The organism is Bacillus sp. es.036 (assembly GCF_002563635.1).
Classification (GTDB): Bacteria; Bacillota; Bacilli; order Bacillales; family Guptibacillaceae; genus Guptibacillus.
On sequence record NZ_PDIZ01000001.1, the window covers coordinates 1,017,706 to 1,034,718 of the forward strand.

Sequence of the window (17,013 nt, forward strand, 5' to 3'; positions counted from 1 at the left end):
GGCTGAATTGCCTTTAACACCATTAGATATTCATAACAAAGAGTTTACTCGCGGTTTCCGCGGTTATGATGAAGATGAAGTCAATGAATTTCTCGATCAGGTAATCAAAGATTATGAAACGGTAATCAGAGAAAAGAAAGAATTGAATGAGAGAGTGAAACTATTAGAAGAACGACTAGGACATTTCTCTAACCTGGAAGAAACGTTAAACAAGTCGATCTTAGTTGCACAAGAATCAGCAGAAGAAGTAAGACAAAATGCAAAAAAAGAATCTCAGCTTATTGTTAAAGAAGCAGAAAAAAATGCCGATCGCATTATTAATGATTCACTTGCAAAAGCGCGCAAGATTTCAATGGATAACGAAGAGCTAAAGAAACAAGCTGCCGTTTATCGCACGCGTTTTCGTATGCTAGTTGAAGCTCAACTCGAAATGCTTAATAACGAAGATTGGGATGGTCTTGTAGCTCGGTTTGAAGAAGAGGAAGAAGAGCAGCAGGAACAAATCGAAGAAAAAGCGTAATGCACTTATTTATTTTTTTGTCATTTCCTTGACTTCTTATTTTTATTTAAACTATACTTCTAGTAATAGCAATAACGATCGACGAAGATGGGAAGAGTACCTAATTCTTACTTAACAAAGCGAGCCGGGTATGGTGTGAGCCGGTGTTAAACAATTAGGGAAGATCGCCCCTGAGTCCCGTGCTGAACGATAAGTAAGCCTCGGCGAATCATTCACGTTACGAATGCAAAGTGAGCGTAAAGCTTAATTTGGGTGGTACCACGGGAAAAACCTTCTCGTCCCTATTCGGGGACGAGAAGGTTTTTTTGTGTTTGACGAAAGTGATGCCGGGGATTTGCTTGCTACGGTTGTTGGTCGTTATAAGTTGAAGGAGGAAACCTCATGAGCTTTAAAGAAACGCTCTTAATGCCAAAAACAAAATTTCCGATGAGAGGAAATTTACCAAATAAAGAGCCTGACATGCAGAAAGAATGGGAAAAGATTAATCTTTATGCAAAAGTACAGGAAAGAACGAAAGACCGTCCATTGTTTGTGCTACACGATGGTCCTCCATATGCGAATGGTGACATTCATATGGGCCACGCTGAAAACAAAGTGTTGAAAGATATCATCGTTCGTTATAAATCAATGAACGGTTTCAGTGCACCTTACGTTCCGGGTTGGGATACACATGGGCTTCCAATTGAGCAGGCGTTAACAAAAAAAGGTGTCGATCGTAAAAAGTTAACGGTAGCTGAATTTAGAAAGAAATGTGAAGAGTACGCATTAAAACAAGTCGATCGTCAGCGCGAGCAGTTTAAGCGTCTTGGTGTTCGAGGCGATTGGGATAACCCGTACATCACACTTCATAAAGGCTACGAAGCTCAACAAATCAAAGTGTTCGGTGAAATGGCGAAGCGCGGTTATATCTACAAAGATAAGAAAACCGTTTACTGGTCTCCAACTTCTGAATCTGCATTAGCAGAAGCTGAAATCGAGTATCATGATAAGCGCTCTCCTTCCATCTATGTTGCATTTGATGTCAAAGACGGTAAAGGTGTGCTTGCAGGTGATGAAAAGTTTATTATCTGGACTACAACACCATGGACGATCCCTTCTAACCTTGCGATTGCGTTAAACGAGAAATTTGAGTACAGCGTTGTTGATGCTGACGGAACAAAATACGTCGTTGCAACAGAGCTTGTTGATCAGTTAAAAGAAGAGTTTGAATGGACGAACGTAAGTGAAGTGAAGCGCGTTAAAGGTAGCGAGCTTGAATACGTAACAGCTCAGCATCCGATCTATGACCGTGAGTCTCTCGTTATTCTTGGTGATCATGTCACGCTTGACGCTGGTACAGGATGCGTTCATACGGCTCCTGGACACGGGGAAGATGACTACTTGATCGGACGAAAGTATAAACTTGATATCCTTTGCCCGGTTGATGAAAAAGGGGTCTTTACAGATGAAGCTCCTGGTTTTGAAGGGATGTTTTATGATAAAGCGAATAAGCCAATTACAGAGAAGCTTGAAGAAGCAGGTGCTCTCGTAAAGCTTACGTTCTTCACGCACTCTTATCCACATGATTGGCGTACGAAGAAACCAATTATCTTCCGTGCAACAGAACAATGGTTTGCTTCTATTAAAGAGTTCCGTCCAGAGCTACTTCAAGCTGTGGCAGATGTGAATTGGTTCCCATCATGGGGCGAGATTCGCCTTCATAATATGGTGAAGGATCGTGAAGATTGGTGCATCTCTCGTCAACGTGCATGGGGCGTTCCGATCCCGGTATTTTATGGCGAAAATAATGAGCCAATCATTACAGATGAAACAATTTCTCACGTATCAGATCTATTCCGTGAACATGGATCAAATATCTGGTTTGAATGGGATGCAAAAGACCTTCTCCCTGAAGGATTTACTTCAGAGCACAGTCCGAATGGAGAATTCCGGAAAGAAATGGACATCATGGACGTTTGGTTTGATTCAGGTTCATCTCACCAGGCTGTACTAGAAGAGCGCAGTGATCTCGTTCGTCCTGCTGACTTGTATCTTGAAGGTTCTGATCAGTATCGTGGTTGGTTTAACTCATCTCTTTCTACAGCTGTAGCTGTAACTGGAAAAGCACCTTATAAAGCGGTTCTAAGCCACGGCTTTATCCTCGATGGTGAAGGAAAGAAAATGAGTAAATCTCTAGGAAATACAATGGTGCCGAACGATGTCATGAAGCAATTAGGCGCAGATATCCTTCGTCTTTGGGTATCATCAGCTGATTACCAGGCTGACGTGAGAGTATCAGATGATATTCTTAAACAAGTAGCTGAAGTGTATCGTAAAATTCGTAACACGTTCCGTTTTATGCTTGGTAACTTGGAAGGCTTTGATCCAGCTCAGCATCAAGTCGCTTATGAAAACCTAGGTGAACTTGATCAGTATATGCTTGTGAAGCTAAACAACTTAGTATCAAAAGTGAAGAAAGCTTACGATGAGTATCAATTCTTAACGGTTTACAACACGATTCATAACTTCTTCACAATTGAAATGAGTTCCTTCTACCTTGATATTGCAAAAGATACGCTTTATATCGAGCATGAAGATCATCCAAAACGCCGTGCGATTCAAACTGTTCTTTATCAGACGGCTGTAGCGTTAACAAAACTTCTTTCTCCAATTATCCCGCATACAGCTGAGGAAGTTTGGCAGTATGTTCCTGGTGAGAAGGAAGAGTATGTACAGCTTTCTGATATGCCGGAAGTGAAAAACTTTGAAGGCACTGCAGATCTAGAGCAAAAATGGAATCATGTCATGGAACTTCGCGATGAAGTGCTTAAGGCATTAGAAGAAGCACGTAACGAGAAAGTAATCGGTAAATCATTAACAGCTCAGCTTCATATTTACGCTGATAAGGGCACGAAGGAGTTGCTTGAAGGCGTAGCGAATCTTGAGAAGCTCTTTATCGTATCTGGTGCTACAGTTGCCGGTACGAAGGCTGAAGCACCTGCAGAAGCCAAAGTATATGAAGAACTAGCGATCGCTGTTTCACCTGCTGAAGGAGAAACGTGTGAGCGCTGCTGGCAAGTGAAAACGGATGTTGGCACTGATAGCGAGTACCCAACTCTTTGTGCTAGCTGTGCTGAAACGGTTAAAAATCATTACTAATCGTGATCGTAAACGAAAAGACGCTTTGCAATTGCAAAGCGTCTTTTCTATATGGCAACCGCAGTTTCGATTGTCTGCTGAAGCAAGCTGTGCTAAACTTTCATAGGAAGTAACATTTGATCGGAGGAGCGCTCGTGTGGAAATATCTCATAGCCATTGGCATCATTGTACTTGATCAGTGGACCAAATGGCTTGTTGTGAAGTATATGGAATATGGTGAAAACATAACATTGATCGATGGTTTTCTTTCTCTCACATCTCATCGAAACCGGGGCGCGGCCTTCGGAATCCTTCAAGGACAGATGATTTTCTTTTATATTATTACGATTTTCGTCATTGGAGCGGTTATTTATTATATGAGACAGTATAAACATAGCCGTTTCGTTAGTGTAACGCTCGCGCTCATACTTGGTGGTGCAATTGGGAACTTTATTGATCGAGTACTTCGAGGAGAAGTAGTGGATTTTGTAAACACATTCATCTTCTCTTATGACTTCCCGATTTTTAACGTTGCTGATGCATCCCTTGTTGTAGGGGTTATTCTCATTTTTATCGGAACCATTTTTGAAAGTAAGCAGGCTAAAGGGGAAAACTAATGGAAAAATTCACATTTAAAGTAGCAGAAGAAGAAAAAGGTGAGCGAATTGATAAGCTCATTACTTCTTATGAAAGTGACTGGTCACGTAGCCAGGTTCAAACTTGGATTAAAGAAAAAAACATTCAAGTAAATGGTGAAGCAGTAAAAGGCAATTATAAAGCAACAGCAGGCGATGAAATCGAAGTAACCGTTCCAGAGCCTGAGGAGTTAGAAATTGTTGCGGAGAACTTAAATCTTGAGATCGTTTATGAAGATGCAGATGTACTTGTCGTGAATAAGCCTCGTGGAATGGTTGTTCATCCTGCACCGGGCCACGCTAGCGGCACGCTTGTAAACGGACTAATGTATCAAGTGAACGACCTAAGCGGCATTAATGGCGTTGTTCGCCCCGGGATTGTGCACAGAATCGACAAAGATACATCAGGTTTGTTGATGGTTGCTAAAAACGATAAGGCGCATGAATCACTCGTAAAGCAACTGCAAGCCAAAACAGTTAACAGACTGTATACGGCCATTGTACATGGCAATATTCAACACGATGTAGGCACGATTGATGCTCCAATCGGACGAGATCGTCAAGATCGTCAAAAAATGACGGTGACGGATGAGAATAGTCGCGATGCTGTAACACATTTTCGTGTGCTTGAGCGGTATCAGCAATATACGTATGTGGAGTGTAAGCTTGAAACAGGTCGGACGCATCAAATTCGCGTGCACATGAAGTATATCGATCATCCTGTCGCAGGGGACCCGAAATACGGACCAAGAAGAAAGTCGCTTCCAATTGACGGTCAGGCGCTACATGCAGGAGTACTTGGTTTTCGTCACCCTGTAACGGAAGAGTGGCTTGAATTCTCAGCGCCTATTCCTGAAGATATCGAACGCTTATTAAAAAGACTTAGACAAGATTAGGGTTGACTTTAGAGAAGATCTCTGCGATACTCTTTGTAGACAACAGCATACCCTTTAACGACAGTCCCGTGAGGCTGCAAAGGAAAATCGGCTGCGTACGAACGCTACATTTGTATGCCCAAAAACCCTTTTGCCCTCATGGCAAAAGGGTTTTTTTAATGCTTAGGAATAGAAAAGAGAGGGGCGATCATCATGGAAAACAAGCGAATTTTGCTAGATGATCAAGCGATTCGAAGAGCACTAACAAGAATTGCGCATGAAATACTAGAACGCAATAAAGGCATCGAAAATACAATGCTTGTTGGAATAAAAACGCGAGGCATCTATTTAGCTGAAAGGTTAGCTGAACGAATTGAGCAAATCGAAGGCTCAGCGATTTCAGTAGGAGAAGTGGACATCACGATGTATCGCGATGACTTAACTCACAAAAATGAAGATCAGGATCCGCTGATTAAAGGAACAAGCATATCAAAAGATGTGAGCGATCAGAAAGTGATTCTCATTGACGACGTCCTTTATACTGGTAGAACCGTTCGTGCAGCAATGGACGCCTTAATGGATCTCGGTCGTCCATCACAAATTCAACTAGCTGTGCTTGTGGATCGCGGGCATAGAGAATTACCGATTCGACCTGATTACGTTGGTAAGAACGTGCCAACATCAAAAGAAGAAATCATTGAAGTCGCCCTTACAGAAGTAGATGACTTGGATCAAGTTAGCTTAACACAATCATAAATCGTGCTCCCTTTAATTTCGTCCAGAGAGACGGCCAAGGGAGGAACCGCGTTCCGTTATAGGACACGCGCGTACCTCCTTGCGGCCATGCAAGGAGTTTTTTTATAAGCATGGCCGGGACACGCACAACCAAGGAGGAAAACATCATGAAACAAGTACTAGGAATTCGAGACGTTCCAAAACCATCAAGTTGGCTTACATTAAGCTTACAGCATTTATTCGCCATGTTTGGCGCAACGATATTAGTTCCGTTTCTCGTCGGTCTTGATCCGGCCGTGGCTCTTGTCTCAAGTGGACTTGGTACACTAGCGTATCTCTTAATTACGAAAGGTCGAATTCCTGCTTATCTCGGCTCATCATTCGCCTTCATAGCGCCAATCATATCAGCAGTATCATTACACGGCCCTGAAGGAGCGATGATCGGAAGTTTCTTTGCAGGAATTGTTTATGGATTAGTTGCGATCGGAATTCGAACACTTGGCTTAAACTGGCTCTTAAAGCTGCTGCCGCCGATCGTTGTAGGACCGGTCATTATGGTGATTGGGCTCGGGCTAGCGGGAACGGCGATTGACATGGCCATGAACAACCCGGCAACGGAAGCTTATAGCGGCACACACTTTACTGTCGCGCTTGTTACGCTTGGGATCACCATTCTTGCTTCGATGTTTTTAAGAGGATTTTTCAGCCTGATCCCGATCTTAATCGGCATTGTATCAGGATATACATTTGCTTACTTAATGGGCATTGTGGACTTAACACCGATTAAAGAAGCTTCATTCTTTCAAATGCCTGACTTTATCATCCCGTTTGCAGATTACAACCCAGTAGACGTCTTCTCGTGGGAAATCCTGTTCATCATGGTTCCCATTGCGGTTGTCACGATTGCTGAACACATTGGGGATCAGATGGTCTTAAGTAAAGTAGCCGGAAAAAATTTCTTAAAAACACCTGGTCTTCATCGTTCTATTCTTGGTGACGGCGTAGCGACAATGATTGCATCTTGTCTTGGTGGACCGCCAAACACAACTTACGGCGAAAACATCGGTGTGCTTGCCATTACACGAGTGTTCAGCGTCTTTGTCATAGGGGGAGCCGCTGTGCTCGCACTCATGTTCGGCTTCGTAGGAAAAATAACGGCGCTTATCTCAACAATTCCAACGGCCGTCATGGGCGGAGTTTCAATCCTTCTCTTCGGAATTATTGCTTCTTCAGGCCTACGCATGCTAATCGATAACAAAATCGATCTTGGAGAAAAGCGAAACTTGATTATCTCCTCTGTTATTCTTGTTATCGGTGTAGGTGGTGCCTTCATCCAAGTAAGTGATAACTTGCAAATTGCTGGCATGGCTCTAGCCACGATTATCGGTATTGCGCTAAACTTGATACTGCCTGGAGGAAGCTCACAGCAATCAGTAGAAAAAATGTTTGAAGAAGATCTAGATAACAATGAACCAGCTGCATAGTATCATCCTTTAAAAAGGTACAGAGAGACCTAAAAGGGTGGAAATGAGAGGCGTTGACACAACGCGTCTACCTTTCTACACCCTGACAAACGCTCAGGGTGTTTTTTTTGAACAAAAATGAAGGAAATGGAGTGAATGATTTGAAGCATTTACTTGATATGACGTCTCTTACACTAGATCAAATCCAGGAGATATTACTACAGGCTGAGCGTTTTCGAAAAGGAAAAAGTCTTCAAACCCAGGAACCTGTATTTATTGCCAATCTTTTTTTTGAGCCTTCTACAAGAACGAGATTTAGTTTTGAAGTAGCAGAAAAGAAATTGGGATATGAAGTGTTGAATTTTGAAACTTCCTCATCCAGTGTGCAAAAAGGAGAAACGCTGTACGACACGATTAAGACGCTTGAAGCAATTGGTGTAAGCGCAGTGGTCGTTAGGCACAAGGATGAAAGGTATTTCGCACCATTACTTGAAAAAACGGCGATGTCGATCATTAATGCTGGAGACGGATGTGGTCATCATCCAACACAATCTTTACTTGATCTTCTAACGATTCGGCAGGAGTTCAAGCGATTTGAAGGACTTCACGTTGTGATTGCTGGAGATATAAAGCATAGCCGAGTGGCACGCTCAAATGCTCACGTATTAAAGAGGCTAGGAGCAAAGGTAAGCTTCTCCGGCCCACCTGAATGGCAAGATGAAACAATGAATGAATTTCCATTTGTAACGATAGATGAAGCAGCGGAACAGGCAGACGTTCTCATGCTCCTCCGTATTCAAAACGAACGACATGAAAGAAAAAGCAACACGGGTTCTTATCTTGAGTCATATGGGCTAACAATCGAGCGAGAGAAGCGAATGAAGAAACATAGCATCATTATGCATCCGGCACCGGTTAATCGAGGCGTGGAAATTGATACAACGTTAGTGGAATGCGAGCGCTCAAGAATTTTTAAGCAGATGGAAAACGGTGTTTATGTTCGCATGGCCTGCTTGAATTTAGTTCTACAACCTACACAGAAAGGGATGGTCGTGTAATGCTAATCCAACACGTGAAACTAGTAAACGAAACTGGAGAATTGATCGAGCAGGATGTACTTGTAAATGAGGAAGGACGAATTGAAGAAATCGCAAAAGGTATTGAAAAGGGCGCTCATGAAACGTTCGATGCGAAAGGAAACCTTCTCGTTCCTGGTCTTGTTGATCTCCACGTGCATTTAAGAGAACCGGGCGGAGAGCATAAAGAGACGATTGAAACGGGAACGAAAGCAGCAGCAAAAGGTGGATTTACGACAATAGCGGCGATGCCGAATACAAGACCTGTGCCAGACAATGAAGATACGATGGAGAAATTAATGAATCGCATTAATGAAACGGCTAGCGTACGGGTCCTTCCATACGGAGCGATTACAACGAGGCAGCTTGGTCAAGAGCTTACAAATTTTAATGGGCTAAAAACTCATGGCGCATTTGCGTTAACAGATGATGGTGTTGGCGTCCAGAATGCAGGAATGATGCTAGAAGCGATGAAGCGTGCGGCAGCGAGTAACCTATCCATTGTCGCTCACTGTGAAGAAAATACGTTGATCAATGGCGGAAGCGTTCATGAGGGGCATTTTTCAAAAGAAAATGGATTAAACGGTATCCCGTCTGTATGTGAAGCGGTACATATTGCAAGGGACGTTCTGCTCGCTGAAGCAGCAGGCGTACATTATCACGTTTGTCATATTAGCACGAAAGAATCTGTACGCGTCGTCCGGGATGCGAAACGGTCGGGGATTAACGTCACTGCAGAGGTGACACCGCATCATTTGCTTCTATCAGAAGATGACATCCCTGGACTTGATACAAATTATAAAATGAATCCTCCATTACGCTCGAAGGAAGATCGAGAGGCCCTACTTGAAGGACTGCTCGATGGGACAATTGATTTTATTGCAACAGATCATGCCCCACATTCACAGGATGAAAAGGCACAATCAATGGAGAAAGCACCTTTTGGCATCGTTGGACTGGAGACTGCCTTTCCGCTTCTTTACACTTATTTTGTTGAAAAAGGGACGTTTACGCTCAAGCAACTTGTGGATTGGTTAACGGTGAAGCCAGCACGTGCATTTGGCCTAGAATACGGCACGCTTGCGAGTGGCGTACAAGGTGATATGACCATTATTAATTTATCAGATGAAGAGGATATTAATCCGGAGTTATTTGTCTCAAAGGGGAAAAACACCCCATTTACTGGGTGGACGTGCAAAGGATGGCCAGTAGCAACATTTGTAAATGGAAAAATCGTATTTGACAAGGGGAGCGATCAATGATGAAAAGACAGCTAATTCTAGAAGATGGATCCATTTTTGTAGGAAAAGCATTTGGTAGTGACATCGAAAAAAGCGGTGAAGTTGTTTTTAACACAGGAATGACGGGCTATCAGGAAATTTTATCAGATCCTTCTTACTGTGCTCAAATCGTCACGTTAACGTATCCGTTAATCGGAAACTACGGCATTAACCGAGATGATTTCGAATCAATTAACCCATCTGTACACGGCCTGATCGTTAAAGAAGCAACGGCTGTGCCAAGCTACTGGAGAAATGAAATGACGCTTGATGAACTGCTTCGTGTGAAGGGCATTCCCGGGCTAGAAGGAATTGATACAAGAAAGCTCACAAAGCTGATTCGTTCGAATGGAACGCTAAAAGGAAAGATGTGTAGCATGGACGTCGATCCAGAAAAAATTGCGCGTGATCTAAGCGAAACGCCGTTAAAACGAGATCAGGTGAAGCAGGTGTCTATTAAAGCACCATATGCAAGTCCAGGAAGGGGCTTCCGCATTGTCCTTGTCGATTTTGGGATGAAGCACGGCATTCTAAGAGAATTAACAAAACGTAAATGTGATGTGGTTGTTGTTCCGTACAATACGTCAGCGGAAGAAATTCTTCGCCTAAATCCTGATGGCGTCATGCTTAGTAACGGCCCTGGGGACCCGAAAGATGTTCCCGAGGCTGTAGAGATGATCAACGGCATCCTTGGTAAAATCCCGCTCTTTGGCATTTGTCTTGGTCATCAGCTGTTTGCCCTTGCTTGTGGAGCAAATTCAGAGAAAATGAAGTTTGGTCATAGAGGATCAAATCATCCGGTAATGGATTTAACTACAAAACGCGTGGCGATTACTTCACAAAATCACGGGTATACAATCGCACCTGAAACGTTAGAGAAAACGGAGTTAGTTGTTACACATGTTGCAGTAAATGATGGGTCAATTGAAGGGGTTAAACATAAGGAATATGCAGCTTTCAGTGTGCAATACCATCCAGAAGCTTCACCTGGGCCTGAAGATTCCAATGAACTTTTTGACGACTTTATCACGATGATTACAACATTCAAGGGGGAAAAAACATATGCCTAAACGTACAGATATTCAAAAAATCCTTGTGATCGGATCAGGACCGATTGTCATCGGGCAAGCAGCAGAATTTGACTATGCAGGGACGCAGGCTTGTCAGGCGTTAAAAGAAGAGGGATATGAAGTGATTCTCGTAAACTCGAATCCGGCCACCATTATGACGGATACAACGATTGCGGACGAAGTTTACATCGAACCACTTACGCTTGATTTTGTTAGCCGCATCATTCGAAAAGAACGACCAGATGCTCTTCTTGCGACGCTTGGAGGACAAACTGGACTAAATATGGCAATGGAATTATCAGAAGCGGGCGTTTTGAAAGACTATGAAGTAGAACTTTTAGGTACTAAACTTGATGCGATTCAGCAGGCAGAGGATCGTGATTTGTTTCGTACGCTCATGAATGAGCTAAACGAGCCAGTACCGGAAAGTGATATTATTCATAATCTCGAAGAAGCCTATCGATTTGTGAAGCGAATAGGCTACCCGGTGATCGTTCGCCCTGCCTATACGCTCGGAGGAACAGGCGGGGGAATTGTAAACAATGATGAAGAGCTAGAAGAAATTGTTTCAAGCGGACTTAAGTACAGCCCGGTGACCCAATGTCTTCTCGAGAAAAGCATCGCAGGCTTTAAAGAAGTAGAGTATGAAGTGATGCGTGACGGTCAGGATCAGGCGATCGTCGTTTGTAACATGGAGAACATTGACCCAGTTGGCATTCACACAGGTGACTCCATCGTTGTGGCGCCGAGTCAAACGCTATCAGATCGAGATTATCAAATGCTAAGAAACGTCGCACTAAAAGTAATCCGCGCCTTAAAGATTGAAGGAGGCTGTAACATTCAGCTTGCTCTTGACCCATACAGCTTCCAATATTACATCATTGAGGTAAATCCTAGGGTTAGCCGTTCCTCCGCGCTTGCATCGAAAGCAACGGGCTATCCAATTGCTAAACTAGCAGCAAAAATAGCGGTTGGACTCTCTCTTGCAGAAATGAAAAACCCGGTTACAGGAAAAACGTATGCAAGCTTCGAACCAGCTTTAGACTACGTTGTATCAAAGATTCCAAGATGGCCATTTGATAAATTTGAAAGTGCGAACCGTAAACTAGGAACGCAAATGAAGGCCACAGGCGAAGTGATGGCGATCGGACGGACGCTAGAAGAATCTCTCTTAAAAGCTGTGCGTTCTTTAGAATCGAACGTCAGTCATATATGCATTCCAGAATTAGCTGAGCTTGACGACGAAACGCTGGAGAAACGAATTCGCTTCGCAGATGATGAGCGCATCTTTGTTGTAGCGGAAGCATTTAGAAGAGGAAAGACAATGAAACAAATTCATGACTGGAGCATGATTGATCATTATTTCCTCGTGAAGATACAAGGAATGATTGAACTTGAAAACAAACTAAAAGAAAATAAAGGGAATCTTGATCTTTTACTTGAAGCAAAACAAAAAGGGTTCTCAGATCACATCATTGCAACTCTCTGGAATCAAACAGAGCTTGAAATTTATGAGCTCAGAACAAAAGAATCCATCCGACCTGTCTATAAAATGGTTGATACCTGTGCAGGTGAATTTGAATCGGAAACACCTTATTACTATTCAACGTACGAGGAAGAAAATGAGTCGCTAGAGACGCCGAAAGAGAGTGTGCTTGTGCTTGGCTCAGGACCAATTCGAATCGGGCAAGGAATTGAGTTTGACTACGCAACCGTGCACAGCGTTTGGGCAATTCGCGAAGCGGGATATGAAGCCATTATTATTAATAATAATCCAGAAACGGTTTCAACGGATTTCAGTATTTCAGATAAGCTATACTTTGAACCATTAACAGTGGAAGATGTGATGCACGTCATCGATCTTGAAAAGCCTAAAGGCGTAGTCGTTCAGTTCGGAGGCCAGACGGCTATTAATCTCGCAGACGAACTATCAGCTCGAGGAGTAAAAATTCTAGGAACATCTTTAGAAGATATGGATCGAGCAGAGAATCGCGATAAATTTGAAATGGCGATGGCAGAGCTGAACATTCCGCAACCAGAAGGGAAAACAGCAACATCCGTTGATCAAGCTGTCTCGATTGCCGAGCGAATTGGCTATCCTGTCCTTGTTCGCCCATCCTATGTTCTCGGCGGAAGAGCGATGGAAATCGTCTATAAAGAAAGCGAACTGCTTCATTACATGGAAAATGCGGTTAAAGTGAATCCACAGCATCCAGTCTTAATCGATCGCTATTTGATGGGGAAAGAAATCGAAGTTGATGCGATCTCTGACGGAGATACCGTGTTTATTCCAGGGATTATGGAACATATCGAGCGAGCTGGAATTCACTCAGGCGATTCCATCGCGGTGTATCCACCTCAGAGCTTATCCAGTGATGTGAAGCAAACGCTTATTGATCAAACGATCACGCTTGCGAGAGGATTGAAAATCAAAGGGCTCCTGAATATTCAATATGTGATTCAAAATGAGCAAGTCTATGTGCTCGAAGTAAACCCGCGCTCAAGTCGCACTGTGCCATTCTTGAGTAAAATTACAGGGGTACCAATGGCGAATCTCGCAACGAAAGTGATCTTAGGAGCATCACTTACTTCCCTTGGTTACGAAACAGGGTATGGAACAGAGCGAGACGATGTGTATGTAAAAGTACCGGTCTTCTCGTTTGCGAAACTGCGTCGCGTAGATATTACGCTCGGGCCAGAAATGAAATCAACAGGTGAGGTAATGGGTCGCGATTATACGCTGGAGAAAGCTTTATATAAAGGACTAGTAGCTTCAGGTATGAAGATTCCTACGCACGGCTCAGTCTTATTCACAATCGCCGATAAAGACAAAGAAGAAGCGATCGATATTGTAAAACGGTTCAATGCAATCGGCTACCACATTCTTGCGACAGAAGGAACGGCTCAGATCATACGTGATCTTGGAATCCCTGTGACAGTCGTAAATAAAATTGGGGCAGAAAAGCCGAATTTGTTACACGTCATTCGTGAAGGACAGGCGCAATTTGTCATTAACACGCTCACAAGAGGGAAGCAGCCTGCCCGTGACGGCTTCCGCATTCGACGCGAGTCAGTGGAAAATGGCGTTGTGTGCTTCACGTCGCTTGATACTGCAAAAGCATTGCTACGGGTCATTGAGACGATGACATTTACAAGCACAAGCATGCCAAAGTTTCATGAAAAAGAAGTGGTTCGTACATGAAGCAGTTAAAAACCGAGCTTGTTTCTCAAAAAGAAATTGCAGCTTCGATTTATGAAGCGGTTGTTTTCCATAAGGAGATTGATGAAAGCTTTCAACCTGGACAATTTGTTCATGTTAAAACGGGATTCGGATCAGACCCACTTCTAAGAAGGCCGATTAGCATTTGTCATATCGATCCTTCAAGGCATGAGTTAACGATGATTTACCGTGCAGAAGGAAAAGGAACAAAAGTATTAGCCGAGATGGTACCAGGGGTCGAAGTGGACCTCCTTGGACCACTCGGGAATGGTTTTCCAGTTGAGAGGACAAAGGAGGGCGATACAGCTCTACTTGTGGGGGGCGGTATCGGCGTTCCCCCCCTCTATTACCTTTCAGAGGAGTTAACGAAGCGCGGTGTAAAAGTAAAACATGTACACGGTTTTCAAACGAGTTCTGTCGTTTTCTACGAAGAAAAATTTAAAGCATATGGCCCTGTCACAATCACAACAGCAGATGGCACATATGGCGAAGAAGGATTTGTAACAAACCAGCTTGATATGAACGCTGACTACCTTTTTGCCTGCGGACCATCGCCTATGTTAAAAGCTCTAGAGAATTACCGTGCCAAAAAAGGTGTTTACCTCTCACTCGAACAGCGAATGGGATGTGGAATTGGTGCATGTCTCGCATGTGTTTGTCACGTACAGGGAGACGAAACAGGCTTTGCTTATCGTAAAGTATGCAGTGATGGGCCAGTATTTCAAGCGGGGGAGGTTGTTCTATGAATCGATTACGAGTTGAGCTACCAGGACTGGATCTAAAAAACCCGATTATGCCAGCATCAGGCTGCTTTGGATTTGGTAAAGAGTATAGTCAGTTTTATAACCTGGATCAGCTTGGAGCAATTATGGTGAAGGCGACAACGCATGAGCCGCGTTTTGGCAATCCAACCCCTCGCGTCGCAGAAACAACATCAGGCATGTTAAATGCGATTGGTCTTCAAAACCCAGGACTTGAGCGTGTGATGACAGAGGAATTACCGTGGCTATCGAACTATAACGTGCCAATTATTGCGAATGTCGCTGGATCGACGATAGAAGACTACGTGGCTGTTGCAGAGCGAATCTCAACGGCAGACAACGTACATGCGCTTGAGTTGAATATTTCTTGTCCAAATGTGAAAGAAGGCGGTCTTGCATTTGGAACGGTGCCTGAAACGGCATTTGAGGTCACTAAAGCAGTTAAAGAGGTGTCATCGGTTCCTGTTTACGTCAAACTCTCGCCAAACGTGACAGATATTGTGCAGATGGCAAAAGTCGTTGAGCGTGCGGGCGCTGATGGGTTAACGATGATCAATACGCTTCTCGGTATGCGAATTGATTTAAAATCAGGTAAGCCGATCCTTGCAAATGGAGCGGGAGGATTATCAGGTCCGGCGATTAAACCTGTGGCGATTCGTATGATTCATCAAGTGAGTCAGCAAGTCAACATTCCAATTATTGGAATGGGTGGGGTACAGTCGGCGGAGGATGTAATCGAATATTTTCTCGCAGGAGCGAGCGCTGTTGCGGTTGGTACGGCAAACTTCGTGGATCCATTCACTTGTCCTACTATTATTGACTCCTTACCAGCTTTGCTGGATGAATTAGGTGTTCACCATATTTCTGAGCTGACAGGAAGGAGCTGGAAAAAGTCATGGGATCTTCAATCATCCTCGCACTAGATTTTTCGGAAAAGGAAGAGCTAAATGATTTCCTTAAGCAATTTGAAGGAGAGAAACTTTTTGTAAAAGTGGGAATGGAAGCATTTTATCAATACGGACCAAAGCTTGTAGACGAATTAAAACAGCGAGGTCACCATGTTTTCCTCGATTTGAAACTGCATGATATTCCAAATACAGTGAATAAAGCGATGAAGGGTCTTGCTGGTCTAGGTGTTGACTTAATTAACGTACATGCGAGCGGAGGATCACGGATGATGCAGGCGGCAGTTGAAGGACTAGAAGCAGGTACTAGCGGTGGCCAAAAACGGCCTTTGTGCATCGGTGTCACGCAATTAACGAGTACATCAGAAGAAATGCTTCGAAACGAACTGCAAATTGCAACAGATATGAAAAATAGTGTTGTGTCTCTTGCAGAACTTGCAAAGGGAAGCGGACTTGATGGGGTCGTTAGTTCAGCTCTTGAAGTTCCGATGATTAAAGAAGCGTGCGGAGAATCGTTCTTAACGGTAACACCAGGCATTAGATTAGAAGGCGATATGGCCGGAGATCAAAACCGGGTCTGCTCTCCGAAGAAAGCACGGTCTCTAGGAAGTGATTTTATTGTGGTCGGACGTAGCATCACAGGAGCGAAAAACCCATTAGCGGCATACGACATCTTAAAATCAGAGTGGAGGAATATAAATGAAATCAATCGCTAAAGCACTTTTGGAAATTGAAGCCGTTAGCCTTCAGCCAAATAACCCTTTTACGTGGTCATCAGGATTATTATCACCAATTTACTGTGATAATCGTTTAACCCTCTCTTATCCAAAGGTAAGAAAGGAAATTGCGCGTGGGCTTGCCGCTATGGTGAAAGAAAAATACGCTGATGCAGAAGTGATTGCCGGAACAGCAACCGCTGGTATTCCTCACGCTTCCTGGGTAAGCGACCTGCTCGATCTTCCGATGGTATACGTTCGAGGAAGTGCAAAAGGCCATGGAAAAGGAAATGTGATTGAAGGGAAAGTAGAGGAAGGACAAAAGGTTGTTGTAATTGAAGATTTGGTTTCAACAGGAGGCAGTGCGATCGACGCTGTGAAACAATTAGAAGCTGCTGGCGCTAACGTGCTCGGTGTAGCCGCCATCTTTACATATGGAATGAAAAAAGGAGCAGAGCAGTTCACCAGCGCGGAAATTGCCTGGGATACGCTTACCAATTTCGATGAATTATTAACATGTGCCGTAGAAACAGGTATGATTGAAGAAAGAGAGGTTCAATCACTGCTTCACTGGCGCGACAATCCATCCTCAAAAGAATGGTTGGAGCAGTTGAAAGATCTCTCCGTTTAGGAGGGGTAA

14 protein-coding genes and 1 other annotated feature are annotated in these 17,013 nt (G+C 43.6%); all 14 genes read left to right on the forward strand.

Annotated features, from left to right (window positions below):
* Positions 1 to 7 precede the first annotated feature (7 nt).
* The 14 genes from ATG70_RS05300 to pyrE all read left to right on the forward strand — a co-directional run bounded on the left by ATG70_RS05300 (position 8) and on the right by pyrE (position 17,004).
* Complete coding sequence (locus ATG70_RS05300; protein WP_098443316.1) at positions 8 to 520, forward strand: DivIVA domain-containing protein; 513 nt, start codon at positions 8 to 10, stop codon at positions 518 to 520.
* Between the two features lie 75 nt (positions 521 to 595).
* Positions 596 to 806, forward strand: a binding site (T-box leader).
* A 95-nt stretch (positions 807 to 901) separates the two neighbouring features.
* Positions 902 to 3,658, forward strand: coding sequence for an isoleucine--tRNA ligase (gene ileS / locus ATG70_RS05305; protein WP_098443317.1), 2,757 nt, complete (start codon positions 902 to 904; stop codon positions 3,656 to 3,658).
* Between the two features lie 134 nt (positions 3,659 to 3,792).
* Positions 3,793 to 4,254, forward strand: coding sequence for a signal peptidase II (gene lspA / locus ATG70_RS05310; protein WP_098445727.1), 462 nt, complete (start codon positions 3,793 to 3,795; stop codon positions 4,252 to 4,254).
* Complete coding sequence (locus ATG70_RS05315; RefSeq protein ID WP_098443318.1) at positions 4,254 to 5,168, forward strand: RluA family pseudouridine synthase; 915 nt, start codon at positions 4,254 to 4,256, stop codon at positions 5,166 to 5,168. The genes lspA and ATG70_RS05315 overlap by 1 nt, the downstream gene beginning before the upstream one ends.
* Before the next feature lie 192 nt (positions 5,169 to 5,360).
* On the forward strand, positions 5,361 to 5,903 hold the full coding sequence (gene pyrR, locus ATG70_RS05320) for a bifunctional pyr operon transcriptional regulator/uracil phosphoribosyltransferase PyrR (protein WP_098443319.1): 543 nt from the start codon (positions 5,361 to 5,363) through the stop codon (positions 5,901 to 5,903).
* Positions 5,904 to 6,013: 110 nt separating this feature from the next.
* A complete protein-coding gene (locus tag ATG70_RS05325; RefSeq protein WP_373560756.1) occupies positions 6,014 to 7,366 on the forward strand; it encodes a solute carrier family 23 protein in 1,353 nt (450 codons plus the stop codon).
* Positions 7,367 to 7,506: 140 nt separating this feature from the next.
* The gene (locus tag ATG70_RS05330) at positions 7,507 to 8,403 is read left to right on the forward strand and encodes an aspartate carbamoyltransferase catalytic subunit (protein WP_098445728.1); all 897 of its coding nucleotides are present in this window, start codon (positions 7,507 to 7,509) and stop codon (positions 8,401 to 8,403) included.
* Positions 8,403 to 9,683 (forward strand): dihydroorotase, encoded by a 1,281-nt coding sequence (locus tag ATG70_RS05335; RefSeq protein WP_098443321.1) that lies wholly within the window; start codon positions 8,403 to 8,405, stop codon positions 9,681 to 9,683. The genes ATG70_RS05330 and ATG70_RS05335 overlap by 1 nt, the downstream gene beginning before the upstream one ends.
* Positions 9,683 to 10,771, forward strand: coding sequence for a carbamoyl phosphate synthase small subunit (locus ATG70_RS05340; protein ID WP_098445729.1), 1,089 nt, complete (start codon positions 9,683 to 9,685; stop codon positions 10,769 to 10,771). The genes ATG70_RS05335 and ATG70_RS05340 overlap by 1 nt, the downstream gene beginning before the upstream one ends.
* Positions 10,764 to 13,973: a carbamoyl-phosphate synthase large subunit gene (gene carB / locus ATG70_RS05345; protein ID WP_098443322.1), complete on the forward strand. Its 3,210-nt coding sequence runs from the start codon at positions 10,764 to 10,766 to the stop codon at positions 13,971 to 13,973. The genes ATG70_RS05340 and carB overlap by 8 nt, the downstream gene beginning before the upstream one ends.
* Positions 13,970 to 14,737: a dihydroorotate dehydrogenase electron transfer subunit gene (locus ATG70_RS05350; protein ID WP_098443323.1), complete on the forward strand. Its 768-nt coding sequence runs from the start codon at positions 13,970 to 13,972 to the stop codon at positions 14,735 to 14,737. Before carB ends, ATG70_RS05350 begins: the two co-directional genes overlap by 4 nt.
* The gene (locus ATG70_RS05355; protein ID WP_098443324.1) at positions 14,734 to 15,675 is read left to right on the forward strand and encodes a dihydroorotate dehydrogenase; all 942 of its coding nucleotides are present in this window, start codon (positions 14,734 to 14,736) and stop codon (positions 15,673 to 15,675) included. Before ATG70_RS05350 ends, ATG70_RS05355 begins: the two co-directional genes overlap by 4 nt.
* Positions 15,648 to 16,373: an orotidine-5'-phosphate decarboxylase gene (pyrF, locus tag ATG70_RS05360; protein WP_098443325.1), complete on the forward strand. Its 726-nt coding sequence runs from the start codon at positions 15,648 to 15,650 to the stop codon at positions 16,371 to 16,373. The genes ATG70_RS05355 and pyrF overlap by 28 nt, the downstream gene beginning before the upstream one ends.
* On the forward strand, positions 16,357 to 17,004 hold the full coding sequence (gene pyrE, locus ATG70_RS05365) for an orotate phosphoribosyltransferase (protein WP_098443326.1): 648 nt from the start codon (positions 16,357 to 16,359) through the stop codon (positions 17,002 to 17,004). The genes pyrF and pyrE overlap by 17 nt, the downstream gene beginning before the upstream one ends.
* Positions 17,005 to 17,013: the final 9 nt, after the last annotated feature.